This is a genomic window from Streptomyces zaehneri, from assembly GCF_032248645.1.
Lineage (GTDB): Bacteria > Actinomycetota > Actinomycetes > Streptomycetales > Streptomycetaceae > Streptomyces > Streptomyces coriariae.
This window is the reverse complement of record NZ_JASTTJ010000010.1, coordinates 43,757-60,351: the sequence shown is the minus strand read 5'-3', so window position 1 is coordinate 60,351 and position 16,595 is coordinate 43,757. Positions and strand designations below refer to the sequence as shown.

Genomic DNA, 16,595 nt, shown 5'->3' with positions numbered 1-16,595 from the left:
GTCCTAGAGCGGGGTCACGTAGGCCCCGGAGATCCCGCCGTCCACCAGGAAGTCGGAGGCGTTGACGAACGAGGAGTCGTCGCTGGCCAGGAAGGCGACGGCGGCGGCGATCTCCTCGGCCTCGGCGAACCGGCCGACGGGGATGTGGACCAGCCGGCGGGCGGCCCGCTCCGGGTCCGTGGCGAACAGCTCCTGGAGCAGCGGGGTGTTGACCGGCCCCGGGCAGAGGGCGTTCACGCGGATGCCCTCCCGGGCGAACTGGACGCCCAGCTCACGGGACATGGCGAGGACACCGCCCTTGGACGCCGTGTACGAGATCTGCGAGGTGGCGGCGCCCATCCGGGCCACGAAGGACGCCGTGTTGATGATGGAGCCCCGGCCCTGGCGCCGCATGTAGGGGATCGCGGCCTTGCAGCACAGGTAGACGGAGGTCAGGTTGACCTCCTGGACGCGCTTCCAGGCTTCGAGGCCGGTCTCCAGGATGGAGTCGTCGTCGGGCGGGGAGATGCCGGCGTTGTTGAAGGCGATGTCGACGCTGCCGTAGGTGTCGTAGGCGGTCTTGAACAGCGCCTCGACCTGCTCGGGGTCGGTGACGTCGACCTTCACGAAGGTCCCGCCGACCTCCTCGGCGGCGGCCTTGCCGCGGGCCTCGTCGACATCGCCGCAGACGACGTGCGCGCCCTCGGAGGCGAGCCGGCGCGCGGTGGCGAGGCCGATGCCGCTGCCGGCTCCGGTGATGACTGCGGTGCGGCCGACCAGACGGCGGCAGATGATCTCGTCAGGCGATGCGGTCACTGTGCGGGGCCCTCCGTGCTGATGAAGACGTTCTTGGTTTCGGTGAAGGCGGTCAGGGCGTCCGGACCCAGTTCACGGCCCACGCCGGACTGCTTGCAGCCGCCGAACGGCGTCCAGTAGCGGACGCTGGAGTGGGAGTTGACGGACAGGTTGCCGGCCCGGACCGCCTGGGAGACGCGCAGCGCCCGGCCGACGTCCCGGGTCCAGATGGAGCCGGAGAGGCCGTAGGGGGTGTCGTCGGCGAGCCGGATCGCGTCCGCCTCGTCCGTGAAGGGGAGCAGTACGGCGACGGGGCCGAAGATCTCCTCGCGGGCGGCGGGCGAGTCGGGTGCGACGCCGGTGAGGACGGTCGGCGCGAACCAGAAGCCGGGGCCGTCGGGCGCGGTGCCGCGCAGCGCCTCGGCGTCCTCGGGGACGAACGACCGTACGCGGTCCACCTGTTGCCGGGAGATCAGCGGGCCCATCCGGGTCTTCTCGTCGGCCGGGTCGCCGACCGTCACGGCGGCCAGTTCCCGCGCCAGGTGGTCGGCCACCTCGTCGTAGACCGATTCCTGCACGAGGACGCGGGTGCGGGCGCAGCAGTCCTGGCCGGAGTTGTCGAGGAAGGAGAACGGGTCGACCGCGGCCTTCAGGTCGGCGTCCGCGAAGACGATGTTGGGGCTCTTGCCGCCGAGTTCCAGGGTGACCGGCTTGACCTGCCGGGCGCAGCGTTCCATGACCTCGCGGCCGGTGCGGGTGGAGCCGGTGAACACGATCTTCGCCACGCCCGGGTGGTCGACGAGCGCGCGCCCGGCGACGGCTCCGTGGCCGGGCAGCACCTGGAAGAGGTGCTCCGGCAGGCCTGCCTCCAGGGCCAGTTCGGCCAGGCGCAGGGCGGTGAGCGGGGTGGTCTCGGCGGGCTTGAGGACGACGGCGTTGCCTGCCGCGAGGGCCGGGAAGGAGCCCCAGGCGGCGATGGGCATCGGGAAGTTCCAGGGGGCGATCACCCCGACCACGCCGAGCGGCTCCTGGAAGGTGATGTTCCAGCCGCCGGGTACGGGGATCTGGCGGCCCAGGAGCCGCTCGACGCCGCCGGCCGCGTACAGGAGCAGGTCGCGGGCGTTGCCGGCCTCCCAGCGGGCGTTCCCGAGCAGGTGGCCGGCCTCGCGGACCTCGAGCAGCGCCAGTTCCTCGACGTGCGCGTCGACGACGTCGGCGAAGCGGCGCAGCAACCGGGCCCGGTCGGCCGGGGCGGCGGCGGCCCAGGCCTTCTGGGCGGCGCCGGCGCGGGCGACCGCGCGGTCCACGTCGGCCGCGTCCGCGGCCGGCACGGTGGCGACGATCTCCTCGGTGGCCGGGTTGAGGACGATCAGCTCGTGCGGAAGCGACCGCGCATCGGACGAAGAAGGACCGGACGGCGAGGGACCGGACGGGGAGGGACCAGGCAGGGAAGGACCAGGCAGGGAAGGACCGGGCAAGGAAGGGCCTTTCGCGGGCGGGTGCACGGGCGGGTGCGTCAGAGGCGTTCGAAGGAGCGGCGCAGCTCCCAGTCGGTGACCGCAGCGTCGAAGGCCTCCAGCTCGACGCGTGCCATGTTGCGGTAGTGCGCGACGACCTCCTCGCCGAACGCGGCCAGCGCGATCGGGCTGTCCGCCCAGATCTCGGCGGCTTCGCGCAGGGTGGTCGGGACGTGTGCGTACTCGGCGGTGTAGGCGTTGCCGGGACAGGCCTCGGGCAGTTCCAGCTTCTGTTCGATGCCGTACAGGCCCGCCGCGACCAGACCCGCGACCGCGAGATGCGGGTTGACGTCGCCGCCGGGCAGCCGGTTCTCGAAGCGCATCGAGCGGCCGTGGCCGACGACGCGGAGGGAGCAGGTGCGGTTGTCGTATCCCCAGGCGACGGCGGTCGGGGCGAAGGAGCCCGGCTGGAACCGCTTGTAGGAGTTGATGTTCGGGGCGTAGAGGAGGGAGAAGTCGCGCAGGGCGGCGAGCTGTCCGGCGAGGAAGTGCCGCATGACGTCGGACATCCCCCCTTCCCCGTCGCCGGCCATGACGTTGGTGCCGTCGGCGTCGGTGAGCGAGAGGTGGATGTGGCAGGAGTTGCCCTCGCGCTCGTTGAACTTGGCCATGAAGGTCAGCGAGACGCCCTCCTGGGCGGCGATCTCCTTGGCGCCGGTCTTGTAGATCGCGTGCTGGTCGCAGGTGACCAGGGCCTCGTCGTAGCGGAAGGCGATCTCGTGCTGGCCGGGGTTGCACTCGCCCTTGGCGGACTCGACGGTGAGTCCGGCGCCGGCCATCTCGTTGCGGATGCGGCGCAGCAGTGGCTCGACCCGGCCGGTGCCGAGCACCGAGTAGTCGACGTTGTACTGGTTGACCGGGGTGAGTCCGCGGTAGTTCGCGTCCCAGGCGGCCTCGTAGCTGTCCTTGAAGACGATGAACTCCAGCTCGGTGCCGACCTGGGCGGTGAGACCGTGCCCGGCGAGGCGCTCCAGCTGGCGGCGCAGGATCTGGCGCGGCGCGGCGACCACGGGCGAGCCGTCGTTCCAGGCCAGGTCGGCGATGAGCAGGGCGGTGCCGGCGTTCCACGGCACGCGGCGCAGGGTGGACAGGTCGGGGCGCATGGCGAAGTCGCCGTAGCCGCTCTCCCAGGAGGACATGGCGTACCCGTCGACGGTGTTCATGTCCGTGTCGACGGCGAGGAGGTAGTTGCAGCCCTCGGTGCCGTGCTGGAGTACCTCGTCGAGGAAGAACCGGGCGGCGAACCGCTTGCCCTGGAGACGCCCTTGCATGTCGGGGAAGGCCAGGACGACAGTGTCGATCTCACCGCTCGCGACGTGGGCGTGCAGCTCCTCGACGCCGAGCGGGGGTGTGCGGTCTGCCACGGGAAGGGCCTCCTTCGGCTTCCCCGGCTCCCCCGTCTTCTTCGGGCGGGCCGGGAGCCATAAGGTATTGCGGAGAACCATTGCTTGGGAAGGGGGCGCGGCCAGATGTCGGTGGACGCTGACGGCGGACCGGACGACCGGTTGACGCCGGTACTGCGGCCGGTACGGGCCGGGAACGGCTTCGAGGAGGCGCTGGAGCAGATTCTCCAGGTGGTGCGACTGGGCCTGGTGCCGGGCGGCGAACGGCTGCCGGCCGAGCGGGACCTGGCGGAGCGGCTCGGGATCAGCCGGGTGACGCTGCGCGAGGTGCTGAAGGTCCTCCAGGACCAGGGCCTGGTCGAGTCCCGCCGGGGCCGCTACGGCGGAACGTTCGTGCTGCCGCGTACGGACGCCGGCGGCGAGGACGAGCTGCGGCGGCGGATCGCGGAGGTCGACATCGAGGACGTGCTGCGCTTCCGTGAGGTGCTCGAGGTGGGCGCGGCGGGTCTGTGCGCGACGCACGGGCTGACGGACGAGCAGGCGGAGCGCCTGCGCGAGGCGCTGGCCCGCACGGCGGACGCGCCGCTGGCCGACTACCGCCGCCTGGACACGATGCTCCACCTCACCCTGGCCGAGCTGTGCGGCTCACCCTCGCTGACCGGGCGGTACGCGGCGGTCCGGGCCACGGTGAACGACCTGCTCGACTGCATCCCGCTCCTGGTCCGCAACCTGGAGCACTCGCAGCGGCAGCACCTCGCGCTGGTGGAGGCGGTGCTGGACGGGGACGCGGACGGGGCGCGGGAGATGATGCGGGAGCACTGCGCGGGGACGGCCGCCCTGCTCAGGGGCTTCCTGACGTGAAATGGTATGGCTACGATCCATTACGGCGATCCTGCGGCAATCCATTGCGGGAGTGGGAGGGCACATGACGGAGGGCTCACGGCCGCTGATCGGCGTCAGCACGTATCTGGAGTCCGCGGCGCGCTGGGGCGTGTGGGCGCTGGACGCCGCGCTGCTGCCCGTCGGGTACCCGCGGCTGGTACAGCGGGCCGGCGGGCTGGCCGCGATGCTCCCGCCGGACGCTCCCGAGCACGCGGCGGCGACCGTGGCCCGCCTCGACGGCCTGGTGATCGCGGGCGGCCCCGACGTCGAACCGGTCCGCTACGGCGCCGAGCCGGACCCCCGCACCGGGCCGCCGGCGCGGGAGCGGGACGCCTGGGAGCTGGCCCTGATCGAGGCGGCGCTGGCGGCGGACCTCCCACTGCTGGGCATCTGCCGGGGCATGCAGCTGCTGAACGTCGCGCTCGGCGGCACCCTGACCCAGCACATCGAAGGACACGCCGAGGTCGTCGGCGCCTTCGGCCGTCACCCGGTCAAGCCGGTCCCCGGCACGCGGTACGCGGCGGCCGTCGAGGAGGAGACCTCCGTACCGGCCTATCACCACCAGGCCGTGGACCGTCTCGGCACGGGCCTGATCCCGTCGGCGTACGCGACGGACGGCACCGTGGAGGCCGTCGAACTACCGTCCGCGAACTGGGTAATGGGCGTCCAGTGGCACCCGGAGATGGACGAGGACGTACGCGTCATGCACGCCTTGGTGACGGCGGCGCAACCCAGCCCGTCCGGCATGTGAGGACGAGGAAGGCCCTTTCGGGGCCGAAGGCGGGTCGGCGGGGCGCAGCCCCCAGGGTGCGGCCCGGAGACGGCGGCGCACCCACCCAGCCCGTCCGGCGCTTGAGGCCCGTTCAAGGCCGAAGGGGGCGGAGCGGCGCAGCCCCCAGGGTGCGGCCCGGTGACGGCGGCGCATCCGCCCAGCCCGTCCGGCGCTTGAGTACGAGGCCGTCCAGGCCGCAGGGGGGCCGGGGCACCGCTCCCGGGGACGGGAAGGAGCGGCGGGGGCGGGAAGGAGCGGCGGGGGCGGAGGCGGGGGCGGGAGGAGCTACCCCCGCGTCAGCGACAACAGCTCCCGCGCCGGCCCCGCGGGCCGGTGCCCCGTGGGCCACACCGCCCGCAGATCGCGCGCCAGCGCGACCCCTTCCACCGGCACCTTCACCAGCCGCCGCAGCCCCAGCTCCTCCCCGACCGCCAGTTCGCTCAGCACCGCCGGCCCCGCCCCACTGACCGCCGCCGCCTTGACCGCGGTCGTCGAGGAGAGCTCGATCAGCGGCCGGGCCAGACCACCCAGCGCCGTGTCGAGCACCTGCCGGGTCCCCGAGCCCTTCTCGCGCAGGATCAGCGGCGTCGAGGCCAGTTCGGTCGCGGGCAGCGGCCGCCGCCTGCGGGCCCACGGGTGGGCGGGCGCGACCACGACGATCAGATGGTCGTGGGCTATCACGGCCGAGTCCAGGCCGGGCGGCACCGTGAGGCCCTCCACGAAGCCGAGGTCCGCCTCCCCGGCGAGCAGCCGCTCGGCGACGGCCGCCGAGTTGCCCGCGAGCAGCGACACCGCCGTGTCCGGCCGCCCGGCGCGCAGCGCGAGCAGCCAGCCGGGCAACAGGTACTCGGCGATCGTCATGCTCGCCGCCACCCGCAGCCGCGAGTCACGGCGGACCCGCAGCGCCTGCGCCCCGGCGTCGAACGCCCGCGCCGCCTCGACGACCCGCCCCGCCCAGTCCGTCACCAGCGCGCCGGTGTCCGTGAGCCGGGAGCCGCGCGGCGAGCGGTCCACCAGGGCCACGCCCAGCTGGCGTTCCATGGAACGGATCCGGCTGCTCGCGGCCGGCTGGGTGATGCCGAGCTCCCGCGCGGCCGCGCCCAGGCTGCCCAGCCGTGCCACCGCCAGCAGCAGCTCCAGCGCGCCCAGATCCGGGACGCGGTGCGCGATCGAACCCGTCGCGCCGTCCGCGGGCTGTTCCTCGACACTCCCCATAAGCCCAGCTTATGTCCCCATAGAGGCGTACTCCCTGGTCGCGGGAGGGCGGCCGGGCGACCGTGGAGGCATGGTCACCGCCGCCCAGCCCCTGTACGCCGTCCCTCGTGTGCCCGCCGGCGCCGTCCGTCACCTCGGACCGAACTGGTACGCCACGGTCATGGGGACCGCGATCCTCGCCACGGCGGGACCCGCGCTCCCCGTCCGCCCGCCGGGGCTGCGGCCGCTCCTCACCGCCTGCTGGGTCCTCGCGCTCGTTCTGCTGCTGACGCTGCTCGGCGCCCGCGCCCTGCACTGGCGCCATCACCGCGACCAGGCCCGCGCCCATCTGCTGGATCCGGCGACGGCTCCGTTCTACGGCTGCCTGGCGATGGCGCTGCTCGCCGTCGGGGGCGGCGCCCTCACCGTCGGCCGGGACTGGATCGGCGTCCGGGCCGCGGTCGCCCTCGACGCCGTGCTGTTCACCGTAGGGACGGCCGTCGCCCTCACGGCCGCCGTCGCCGTCCCGTACCTGATGGCCGTACGCCACCGGGTGCGGGCGTCCCAGGCCACCCCCGTGTGGCTGCTGCCGCTCGTCGCGCCCATGGTGTCCGCCGCGCTCGGGCCGCTGCTGGTGCCGTACCTGCCGGCCGGGCAGCCGCGGCAGACGCTGCTCCTCGCGTGCTTCGCGCTGTTCGGACTGAGTCTGCTCGCCACGCTCGTCATGCTGCCGGTCGTGTTCGCGCGGCTGCTGACCGGCGGGCCGCTGCCCCTCGTCCTCACCCCGACCCTGTTCCTCGTCCTGGGCCCGCTCGGGCAGTCCACCACCGCCGTCGGAAAGTTCGCGGAGGCCGCTGTGGGGGTCCTGTCCGGCCCGGACAGCCGCGGTTTCGCCGTGCTCGCCGTGCTGTACGGGGTGCCCGTCATGGGGTTCGCGCTGCTCTGGCTGTGTCTGGCCACCGCGCATGTGGTGCGGGCCCGCCGGCACGGGATGGGTTTCGCGATGACCTGGTGGGCGTTCACCTTCCCGGTCGGCACCTGTGTGACCGGAGCGGCGGCGCTGGCCCGGCACACCGGGCTGGTCGCCTACGACGTGCTCGCCTGCGGGCTGTACGTCGTCCTCGTCGCGGCGTGGGCCGTCGCCGCCACGCACACCGTCCGCGGGCTGCTCAGCGGTGAGCTGCTCGCAGCGCCTCGCCCAGCACCTTCGGCGCCTCGGCGAGCGACGGGCCGTACCACGTCAGGTGCCGTCCGCTGAGCAGCGCGCAGGGCAGACCGGGGAAGGCCTCCGGGCCGTCGTCGGCGGTGAAGCGGTAGGGCTCGTCGGGCAGCACGACCAGGTCCGGTGCGGCGGCGAGCAGCTCCTCGACCGGGATCCGCGGATAGCGTTCGGCGTGCCCGGCGTAGAGCTGGTCGACGCCCAGACGGGCCAGCACGTCCCCGGCGAAGGTGTCGCGGCCCAGCACCATCCACGGGCGGCGCCAGATCGGTACGACGGCCGTCCGGCGGCGGGTGGGCGGCAGCGGCGCCGCCCATGCCTCCTCCGCCTCGTCGAGCCACTTCGGTCGCGAGGGCAAGGCGCACGCCCGGAGCACCCGAGCCAGCTCACCGAAGGCCTGCGGGAGGTCGCGGATCCGGGTCACCAGGACCTCGAGGCCGGCCGCGCGCAGGTCGGCCAGGTCCGGTTCCCGGTTCTCCTCCTCGTTGGCGATCACCAGGTCGGGGGCGAGGGCGACGATCCGGTCGACCGCGGGGGTTCTTGGTTCCGCCGATCCGGACGACGTCGAGGCCGGCCGGGTGAGTGCACCAGTCGGTGGCGCCGGCCAGGGCGCCGGGCACGGAGCAGGCCACCGCCTCCGTGAGCGACGGCACCAGCGAGACGATCCGCACTACCGCTTCCGGCCCCGGTCCCGGTCGCGTACCGCCTCGATGTGCTCGGCCACGGCGACGACGACCACCCGGGTGTCCGGCACGGTCGCCCGCCAGCGGTGCCGTACCCCGCCGGTGAGGTACAGGGTGTCGCCGCGGCCGAGACGGTAGGCGCGGCCCTCCGCCTCGATCTCCACGGCGCCGTCGGCCACGTACATCAACTGGTCGTTGCGGTACTGGAACTCACGGCCCGCGTCATGGTCGCCGGTGAACTCCGAGGCGTGCATCTGGTGGTGGCCGCGCACCAGGGAGCGGGAGCGCGGCTCCGGCTCGGGTCCCGGACCCGGCTCGGTCACCTCGGCGCGCACGACGTCCACGCTGCACGCGGGGTCGGCGGCGGCGAGCAGCTCGACGGCCGTGGTGCGCAGGGCGTCGGCGACCTTCTCCAGGGAGCTGGTGCTGGGCCGCGCGCGCTCGTTCTCGATCTGGCTGAGGAACGGGACCGACAGGCCGCTGCGCTCGGCCACGACGGCGAGGGTGAGCTCCAGGGAACGGCGTCGGCGCCGCACGGCCGCGCCCACTCGCAGTGGCTGTTCTTTGTGGTCGCCCATCGCTCCGGCTCCCTCCTTAGCTCGTCGCTGCCATGACGTCCTCTACGCCCTCTGAGGAGTTGTCTGCACCCTACGCATGTTCGGCAAACCGTTTCATGCGCCCGTCACATCGAGGACACCCGGCGTAACACCGGACCTCACAGTTCGCGCCAGCCGATCGCACCCCGGACACGCCGGGCGCGGACCCGCTCACCGGTTGTCCGGTTCAATGCGCGAACGGCCGCGCATGTTCCCGCCTTCCCGGCGTCGCCGCACGCCCCGGCTCGGGCATGGGCGTAGCTCTCCGTACTTGGCCGGATTCTTGCTGTGGCGGGGCGGCGGGCGGACGGGGCCGGACCGGCGCCGTGGCGGGCTGGAGCGGGAGCGTGAGAGACGGGGAACGCACGGGAACGACACGAGGGGCGGGCCCCGGCGCGGGCCCGGAGGCCGTACGTCGGTGCCCGCCCCTCGTCGGGCGGTCGCGGTGCTGTCAGGTCACCGGGCCGCCCGGCTTTCCTGCCCCGAATCGGCGACCGGTACCCACTTCTCGACCAGACCTGGATTCTCCTTCAGCCAGGTCCGGACCGCGTCCTGCTCCTTGCCCTTGCCGGCCTTCTGGATCCGCGCCTCCAGACCGGTGAGCTGGGCCTCGGTCATGCGGAAGTTCTTCAGCCACTTGCCGACCTCGGGGTTGTCGGCGGCGAAGCCCTTGCGGGCGACGGTGTGCACGCCGTCTCCCTTGCCCCAGGCGCCCCGGGGGTCCTGGAGCTTCTTCAGGTCGTAGTCGCTGTACGCCCAGTGCGGCGACCACAGCGTGACGACGATCGGCTTCTTGGCGGCGTACGCGCGCTTGAGCTCGGCGAGCATCGCCGGGGTGGAGCCGTCGACGACGGTGTAGGCGCCGTCGAGGCCGTACTGCCCGAGGACCTTGTCCTTGAGCAGGCCCATCATCCCGGCGCTGGGCTCGATGCCGGTGATCTTGCCGTCGAACTCGGCGGCGTGGCTCTTCAGGTCCGCCAGGGAGCCGACGTCCTTCACGTACGAGGGGACGGCGAGCTCGAGGGAGGTGGGGCCGTACCAGGAGCCCAGATCGTCGAGCTGTTCGCCGTACTTCTTCCAGTACTCGTCGTGGGTGGTGGGCAGCCAGGCGTCGGTCTGGAAGTCGATCTGCCCCGTGGCGACGCCGGTGTAGAGGGGGCCCGCGGCGTACTGGGTGGTGGTGACGTCGAAGCCGCGTTCCTCCAGGAGTTCCTTCCAGAGGTAGGTGGAGGCGATGCCCTCGTCCCACGGGATGTAGCCGATCTTGACCTCCTTGCCCTTGCCGATGTCCGAGGCGGAGGCCTCGGCGGTACCGGAGGAGGGGCCGAAGACGTTCATGCCGCCGGCGACCAGGGCGAGCACGACCACGCCGACCACGGCCACGGCCGGGCGCGGACGGTACGTCCACACCGTGCCCCGGGCCTTGGCGGCGGCGCGGCGGCCGAGCGGGGAGATGCGCGTGCCGAGGGCGCCGGTCATCCGGTCCAGGTAGATGGCGAGGACCACGATGCCGAGGCCCGCCTCGAAGCCGAGGCCGATGTCGAGCCGGCCGATGGCCTCGTTGACGGCGCCGCCGAGGCCGCCGGTGCCGACCATGCCGGCGATGACGACCATCGACAGGCCCAGCATGATGACCTGGTTGACGCCCGCCATGATCGTCGGCAGGGCGAGCGGCAGCTGCACGCGCAGCAGGGTGTCGCGGGGCGTCGTGCCGAACGCCTCGGCGGCCTCGACGAGTTCGGAGTCGACCTGGCGGATGCCGAGCTCGGTCATCCGGACGCCCGGGGCGAGCGCGAAGATCAGGGTGGCGATGACGCCCGCGGGGACGCCCATGCCGAAGAACAGGATGGCCGGGATCAGCAGGACCATCGACGGCATCGTCTGGAGCAGGTCCAGGACGGGGCGCAGGGTGGCGCTGACGGCCTTGGAGCGGGCGGCCCAGATGCCCAGCGGGAGGGAGATCACCAGGGCGATCACCGTGGCCACGAGCACCAGGGAGAGCGTCGACATCGCCTCGTCCCACAGGGCGAGCGAGTCGATGAGGGCGAACCCGGCGAAGGCCAGGACGCCCGCGACGAGGCCGCGCAGCCACCAGGCGAGCACCGCGAGGATGCCCGCGAGGAGGAGCGGTTCGGGGGCGGTGAGGACGGCGTCGAGGCCGTCGTACATGCCTTCGACGAGCGCCTTGATCGCGTCGAAGAGCCAGGACATGTGGGTGACGAGCCAGTCGACGCCGGAGTCGACCCAGTCGCCGAGGTGCAGCCTAGGCACGGGCCATCACCTTCTTCCCGCCGTCGCGCGGACTGTCGCAGGCCGTCGCCGGGCCCTGTTCGTCGCCGAGGAAACGGACGAGGCGCTGTCCCGACACGACGCCGACGAGTGTGCGTTTCCCGTCGAGGACGGCGACCGGATGGCTCAGACGGGCGCTGAGCGCGCACAGCGCGGTGAACGGGGTGTCGGGGGTGGCGGTCTCGCAGCCGCAGTCAGCCTCGTCGCCGCGCACGGCGGTGTCCATGACGGCGGAGGCGGTCAGCACGCGCGAGCGGTCCACGTCCTGGATGAAGGAGGCGACGTAGTCGTTCGCGGGGCGGATCAGGATGTCCTCGGCCGTGCCCGTCTGCACGATGCGGCCGTCGCGCATGACGGCGATCCGGTCGCCCAGGCGCATGGCCTCGTTGAGGTCGTGGGTGATGAAGACGATGGTCTTCTTCAGCGTCTGCTGGAGCGTGAGGAGCTGGTCCTGCATGTCGCGGCGGATCAGCGGGTCCAGCGCGCTGAAGGACTCGTCCATCAGGAGCAGGTCGGCGTCGGTGGCGAGGGCGCGGGCCAGGCCGACGCGCTGCTGCATGCCGCCGGACAGCTCGTCCGGCCAGGACTTCTCCCAGCCGGCCAGACCGCAGAGCCGCAGTGCCTCGGCGGCCCGCTCCTCGCGTTCGCGGCGGGGGACGCCCTGGACGGCGAGGCCGTAGGCGGCGTTGTCGAGGACGCTGCGGTGCGGGAAGAGCGCGAAGTGCTGGAAGACCATGCTGATCTTCTTCGCCCGGACCTCGCGCAGCGGGCGGTCGGCGAGGGCGGTGAGGTCCTGGCCGTCGAAGAGAACGCGCCCGGCGGTCGGCTCCAGCAGCCCGTTGAGCATCCGCAGCAGGGTGGACTTGCCCGAACCGGACAGACCCATGACGACGAAGATCTCGCCCGGTTCCACCGTGAAGGAGGCGTCGATGACGGCGGCCGTCGTGCCGTCGGCACGCAGCTCCTCCCGGTCGGCTCCCTCCCGGAGCCGCTCGACTGCCTGCTGCGGTCGTCTGCCGAACACCTTGTGCAGATGCTCGGCCTCAAGCCTGGAGGACACGCGTACCTCTCGTCGGGGACAGGAATCGGAGCACTCGGCAACAGCAAACAGTTGAAAGCGCAACCGGGCATTGCTCCGAGGCCGCCCCTGCCCTGGTCCGATGGGGGCAAACGTACGAGTGGTTCAGTTCACAGCAGGTTTCACAAGAGGTTCACTCCTGCCACGGGAGTGAATACGCACCGGTTACCGGGGCACGCGTGCGGCATGATGCGAGGCGTGACCGGACGACTGATGCTCCTCGACACCGCCTCGCTGTACTTCCGCGCCTACTTCGGCGTCCCGGACTCCGTGAAGGCACCGGACGGCACGCCGGTGAACGCCGTGCGCGGACTGCTGGACTTCATCGACCGGCTGGTGAAGGACCACCGGCCGGACGAGCTGGTCGCCTGCATGGACGCCGACTGGCGCCCCCGGTGGCGGGTCGACCTCATCCCCTCCTACAAGGCGCACCGTGTCGCCGAGGAGCGCGAGACGGGGCCGGACGAGGAGGAGGTGCCGGACACCCTCTCGCCGCAGGTGCCGATCATCGAGGCGGTCCTGGACGCGCTCGGCATCGCACGGGTGGGCGTCGCCGGCTACGAGGCGGACGACGTGATCGGCACGTTCACCGGCCGCGCCAAGGGCCCGGTCGACATCGTCACCGGCGACCGCGACCTCTACCAGCTGGTGGACGACGCCCGCGGGGTACGCGTGCTGTATCCGCTGAAGGGCGTCGGCACGCTCCAGCTCACGGACGAGGCGTGGCTGCGCGGGAAGTACGGCGTCGACGGGAGCGGCTACGCGGACCTGGCCCTGCTGCGCGGCGACCCGAGCGACGGCCTGCCGGGCGTGCCGGGCATCGGGGAGAAGACCGCGGCCAAGCTGCTGGCCGAGTTCGGCGACCTGGCCGGGATCGTGGCGGCGGTCGACGACCGCAAGGCCAAGCTGACGCCGTCACAGCGGCTGCGGCTGGACGAGGCCCGGCCGTATCTCGCCGTCGCGCCGAAGGTGGTCAAGGTCGCCGACGACGTGCCCCTGCCGGACGTGGACACCACGTTGCCGCGCGCACCGCGGGACGGAGCGACACTGGAGGCACTGGCACAGCGCTGGGGACTCGGCGGGTCGCTCCAGCGACTGCAGACGACCCTGGGCACCCCGCCCGCGTAACCATTGCTCTCGCGTCGAGGACTGACGATCGGGCAGAGCCGGGAGTCATCCTCTGCGGGAGATCCGGACGAGAGGAGCCGACCTCTCGACCGGGGAGGGCATCACCGGGGGGAGAGATGCTAACTTAGGCATACCTAACCATACCCACATGGGAGGCCGTCATGGCAGAACGTCCGGCACGGAAGCCGCGGAAGCCCCACTCCGCGCAGGTCGTCCGCACCGAACGGCTCACCCCCCATATGCAGCGCGTCGTCCTCGGCGGCGAGGGCCTGGCCGAATTCACCGCGGGCACCTGCACCGACCACTACGTCAAACTGCTCTTCGGTCCCGAGGGCGTGACCTACCCCGAGCCTTTCGACCTGGAACGCATCCGCGCCGAGTTCCCCCGTGAGCAGTGGCCGGTGACCCGCACGTACACCGTGCGCAACTGGGACGCCGAACTCCGCGAACTGACCCTGGACTTCGTGGTCCACGGCGACGAGGGCCTGGCCGGGCCGTGGGCGGCGCGCGTCCAGCCGGGCGAGACCGTCCGCTTCATGGGCCCCGGTGGCGCCTACGCGCCCGACACCACCGCCGACTGGCATCTGCTGGCCGGCGACGAGAGCGCACTGCCGGCCATCGCCACCGCCCTGGAGTCGCTGCCCGCCGGCAGCGTCGCCCACGCCTTCGTCGAGGTGTCGGGCCCCGAGGAGGAGCAGAAGGTCGACTCCGACGTGGAGATCGTCTGGCTGCACCGCGGCGACCGGCCGGTCGGCGAGCGGCTCGTCGAGGCCGTACGGGCGCTGGAGTTCCCGGAGGGCCGCCTGCACGCGTTCGTGCACGGCGAGGCCGCCTGCGTGAAGGAGCTGCGCAAAGTCCTGCGCGTCGAGCTCCAGATCCCGCGCGAGGACCTGTCGATCTCCGGCTACTGGCGCCTCGGCCACAACGAGGACGGCTGGCAGGCCTCGAAGCGGGACTGGAACGCTCGCGTGGAGGCGGAGCAGGAGGGCGCGGCACCGGCCGCGTGACCTGACGGAAGCGGCCCGCGATCGCGGCGCGGGCCGCCCCTGCGACCCCGTGGGGCCGCACCTTCCTCCGACCACACCGACCGCCGGTACGAGCGGAACGTCCCGATCGAGAGCCACACGGCCGCAGTCGCGAGCGCGAGAAGCGCCCCGCCGCGCGGGAACACCGCGCCCCCGTCGGGATCGGCGGACAAAACCGAACGGCCGGCGACCATCGCCCAGACCCTGCGCAGCCAGGGGCAATAGACGCGACGTAACGCGATCGGGTGAGTGTGCGAGGGCGTGAGGACTTGGGCCCGCCCCGGACACGGCGGCGTGACGCGCACGAAACAGCGCGTCCCTAATTTCTGTCGCGCGACAGGAATTACGTTCCCTCTGGGCCCAAGGCAGGTTCCGCCGTGACGACAACAGCCCCTTCCGACGTACGCCCCGACCCGCCGCACTCCCCCGACGCGGGCGACGGCTCCCTCGCCGAGTTCGGCTACGCCCAGGAGCTGCACCGCAGCCTGGGCCGGTACGCCTCGTTCGCCGCCGGGTTCTCCTTCATCTCCGTGCTGACGACCGTCTTCCAGTTCTTCGCCTTCGGGTACGCCTTCGGCGGCCCGGTCTTCTTCTGGGCCTGGCCGGTCGTCCTGGTCGGTCAGTTGCTGGTCGCGGCGTGCTTCGCGGAGCTGGCGGCGCGCTACCCGATCTCGGGCGCGATCTACCAGTGGTCCTCGCGGCTGTCGACGCCGTCGTTCGGCTGGTTCGCCGGCTGGATCATGGTGATCGGGCAGATCGTCGTGGTCGCAGCGGCCGCGCTGGCGCTCCAGATGGTCCTGCCCGCGATCTGGTCGGGCTTCCAGCTGATCGGCACCGACCCGGCGCCCACCTCCCCCGACGGCGCGGCCAACGCGGCGCTGCTCGGCGTGCTCCTGCTGGCTCTCACCACGCTCGTGAACGTCGTCGACAACCGCGTGATGTCCCTGATCAACCGGGTCGGCGTGACCGCCGAGATCGTCGGCGCGGTACTCATCGTCGTGCTGCTGCTCACCCACTCCGAACGCACTCCGAGCATCACCTTCCACACCGAAGGGGCAGCGCAGAACGGCCTGTTCGGGGCGCTGCTCGTCGGTTCGTTCACGGCCGCGTACGTGATGATCGGCTTCGACAGCGCGGGCGAGATGAGCGAGGAGACACACCATCCTCGGCGCACCGCGCCCCGCACGATCCTCACCGCGCTCGGCGCGGCCGGCCTGCTGGGCGGGCTGATCGTGCTGGGCGGGCTGCTCGCCGCCCCCAGCCTCACCGACGGACGGCTCGGGGTCGACGGCCTCAGCTACGTCCTCACCAGCAGCCTCGGCGACGGGGTCGGCAAGGTGCTGCTGGCGGACGTGGTGGTCGCGATCGCGGTGGCGACGCTCGCCATCCAGACGGCGGCCTGCCGGATGCTGTTCTCCATGGCCCGCGACGGACAGCTCCCGTTCTCCGGCCGCCTCGCGCGCGTGAACCCCCGTACCGGCATGCCGAGCGCCCCGGCGCTGGTGGTCGGCGTCCTCGCGGCGGCCCTGCTGCTGCTCGACTTCGCCTCACCGGACGCCTTCCTGGCCATCGGCACGACCTGCATCGTGATGCTGTACCTGGCGTACGCGATGGCCACCGGCCCGCTGCTGGTGCGCCGGCTGCGCGGACAGTTCTCCTCGGCCGGCACGGACGAGACGGGCGCCCGCCTGTTCTCCCTGGGCCGCTGGGGCGTCCCGGTGAACGCCATCGCGCTCCTCTACGGCCTGCTGATGACGGTCAACCTGGCCTGGCCGCGCGCGGCGGTGTACGACCCGGCGGGCGGCCACTGGTACTTCCAGTGGTTCACCGTGCTGTTCCTCGGCGCGACACTCGCGGCCGGCATGGCCTTCCGGACCTACCGCGGGCGATCACCGGCCCCGGCCACCGCAGCACCGGAGACGGCGGCCGCGTAGCCCCGACGGCCACGGCGCGCCTGACGTCCGGCAGACGCACAGACGCACAGACGCACAGACGCACAGACGCACAGAGCAGACGAACACGCCGGGCAGACGCGCGCGTGGGCAGCCATGCGCGCGTCGGCCCGACCACCGGACAGGCGCCGCCGGACCGGCAG

Annotated in this window: 13 protein-coding genes and 2 pseudogenes; 6 read left to right on the top strand and 9 right to left on the bottom strand. The window is 72.5% G+C overall.

All coding sequences use genetic code 11. The features are described 5' to 3' along the window. Positions 1–3: 3 nt before the first annotated feature. From QQM72_RS18340 to QQM72_RS18330, 3 genes are all read right to left on the bottom strand, one after another. A complete protein-coding gene (locus tag QQM72_RS18340) occupies positions 4–795 on the bottom strand; it encodes a 3-oxoacyl-ACP reductase (protein ID WP_314221952.1) in 792 nt (263 codons plus the stop codon). Next, a complete protein-coding gene (locus QQM72_RS18335; protein ID WP_314222126.1) occupies positions 792–2,147 on the bottom strand; it encodes an aldehyde dehydrogenase family protein in 1,356 nt (451 codons plus the stop codon). The genes QQM72_RS18340 and QQM72_RS18335 overlap by 4 nt, the downstream gene beginning before the upstream one ends. Before the next feature lie 143 nt (positions 2,148–2,290). Continuing rightward, a complete protein-coding gene (locus QQM72_RS18330; protein WP_314221951.1) occupies positions 2,291–3,655 on the bottom strand; it encodes a glutamine synthetase family protein in 1,365 nt (454 codons plus the stop codon). Between the two features lie 105 nt (positions 3,656–3,760). Here QQM72_RS18330 and QQM72_RS18325 point away from each other — a divergent pair, with 105 nt between their 5' ends. Further along, positions 3,761–4,495: a FadR/GntR family transcriptional regulator gene (locus tag QQM72_RS18325; protein ID WP_314221950.1), complete on the top strand. Its 735-nt coding sequence runs from the start codon at positions 3,761–3,763 to the stop codon at positions 4,493–4,495. A gap of 64 nt (positions 4,496–4,559) precedes the next feature. Next, entirely contained in the window at positions 4,560–5,267 is a 708-nt protein-coding gene (locus tag QQM72_RS18320) for a gamma-glutamyl-gamma-aminobutyrate hydrolase family protein (RefSeq protein ID WP_314221949.1), read from the top strand. A gap of 306 nt (positions 5,268–5,573) precedes the next feature. Here the strand turns inward: QQM72_RS18320 and QQM72_RS18315 are convergent, their stop codons facing one another. Next, positions 5,574–6,503 carry a LysR family transcriptional regulator gene (locus QQM72_RS18315; protein WP_314221948.1) on the bottom strand — a complete coding sequence of 310 codons (930 nt, stop codon included), beginning with the start codon at positions 6,501–6,503 and terminating at the stop codon, positions 5,574–5,576. A gap of 70 nt (positions 6,504–6,573) precedes the next feature. On the opposite strand from QQM72_RS18315, the gene QQM72_RS18310 reads away from it, so the two are divergent. Beyond that, positions 6,574–7,740 carry a TDT family transporter gene (locus QQM72_RS18310; protein WP_314221947.1) on the top strand — a complete coding sequence of 389 codons (1,167 nt, stop codon included), beginning with the start codon at positions 6,574–6,576 and terminating at the stop codon, positions 7,738–7,740. On the opposite strand, the pseudogene QQM72_RS18305 reads toward QQM72_RS18310, so the two are convergent. The 4 genes and pseudogenes from QQM72_RS18305 to QQM72_RS18290 form a co-directional block, all read right to left on the bottom strand. Then, positions 7,652–8,372 (bottom strand): annotated as a pseudogene (locus QQM72_RS18305) (helical backbone metal receptor). The gene QQM72_RS18310 and the pseudogene QQM72_RS18305 overlap by 89 nt on opposite strands. Next, positions 8,372–8,962 carry a helix-turn-helix domain-containing protein gene (locus QQM72_RS18300; protein ID WP_020128360.1) on the bottom strand — a complete coding sequence of 197 codons (591 nt, stop codon included), beginning with the start codon at positions 8,960–8,962 and terminating at the stop codon, positions 8,372–8,374. The pseudogene QQM72_RS18305 and the gene QQM72_RS18300 overlap by 1 nt, the downstream one beginning before the upstream one ends. A gap of 474 nt (positions 8,963–9,436) precedes the next feature. Further along, a complete protein-coding gene (locus QQM72_RS18295) occupies positions 9,437–11,251 on the bottom strand; it encodes an ABC transporter permease/substrate binding protein (RefSeq protein ID WP_314221946.1) in 1,815 nt (604 codons plus the stop codon). After that, positions 11,244–12,329, bottom strand: coding sequence for a quaternary amine ABC transporter ATP-binding protein (locus tag QQM72_RS18290; protein ID WP_314221945.1), 1,086 nt, complete (start codon positions 12,327–12,329; stop codon positions 11,244–11,246). The genes QQM72_RS18295 and QQM72_RS18290 overlap by 8 nt, the downstream gene beginning before the upstream one ends. 207 nt (positions 12,330–12,536) lie before the next feature. Between QQM72_RS18290 and QQM72_RS18285 the strand changes: the two genes are divergently transcribed. Then, positions 12,537–13,475, top strand: a complete 939-nt coding sequence (locus QQM72_RS18285) for a 5'-3' exonuclease (protein ID WP_314222125.1) — start codon at positions 12,537–12,539, stop codon at positions 13,473–13,475. Positions 13,476–13,636: 161 nt separating this feature from the next. Continuing rightward, positions 13,637–14,482, top strand: coding sequence for a siderophore-interacting protein (locus QQM72_RS18280; RefSeq protein ID WP_314221944.1), 846 nt, complete (start codon positions 13,637–13,639; stop codon positions 14,480–14,482). A gap of 74 nt (positions 14,483–14,556) precedes the next feature. On the opposite strand, the pseudogene QQM72_RS18275 reads toward QQM72_RS18280, so the two are convergent. After that, a pseudogene (locus QQM72_RS18275) lies at positions 14,557–14,715 on the bottom strand (ABC transporter permease); the annotation flags it as partial. A gap of 162 nt (positions 14,716–14,877) precedes the next feature. Here QQM72_RS18275 and QQM72_RS18270 point away from each other — a divergent pair. Continuing rightward, complete coding sequence (locus QQM72_RS18270; protein WP_314221943.1) at positions 14,878–16,434, top strand: amino acid permease; 1,557 nt, start codon at positions 14,878–14,880, stop codon at positions 16,432–16,434. Positions 16,435–16,595: the final 161 nt, after the last annotated feature.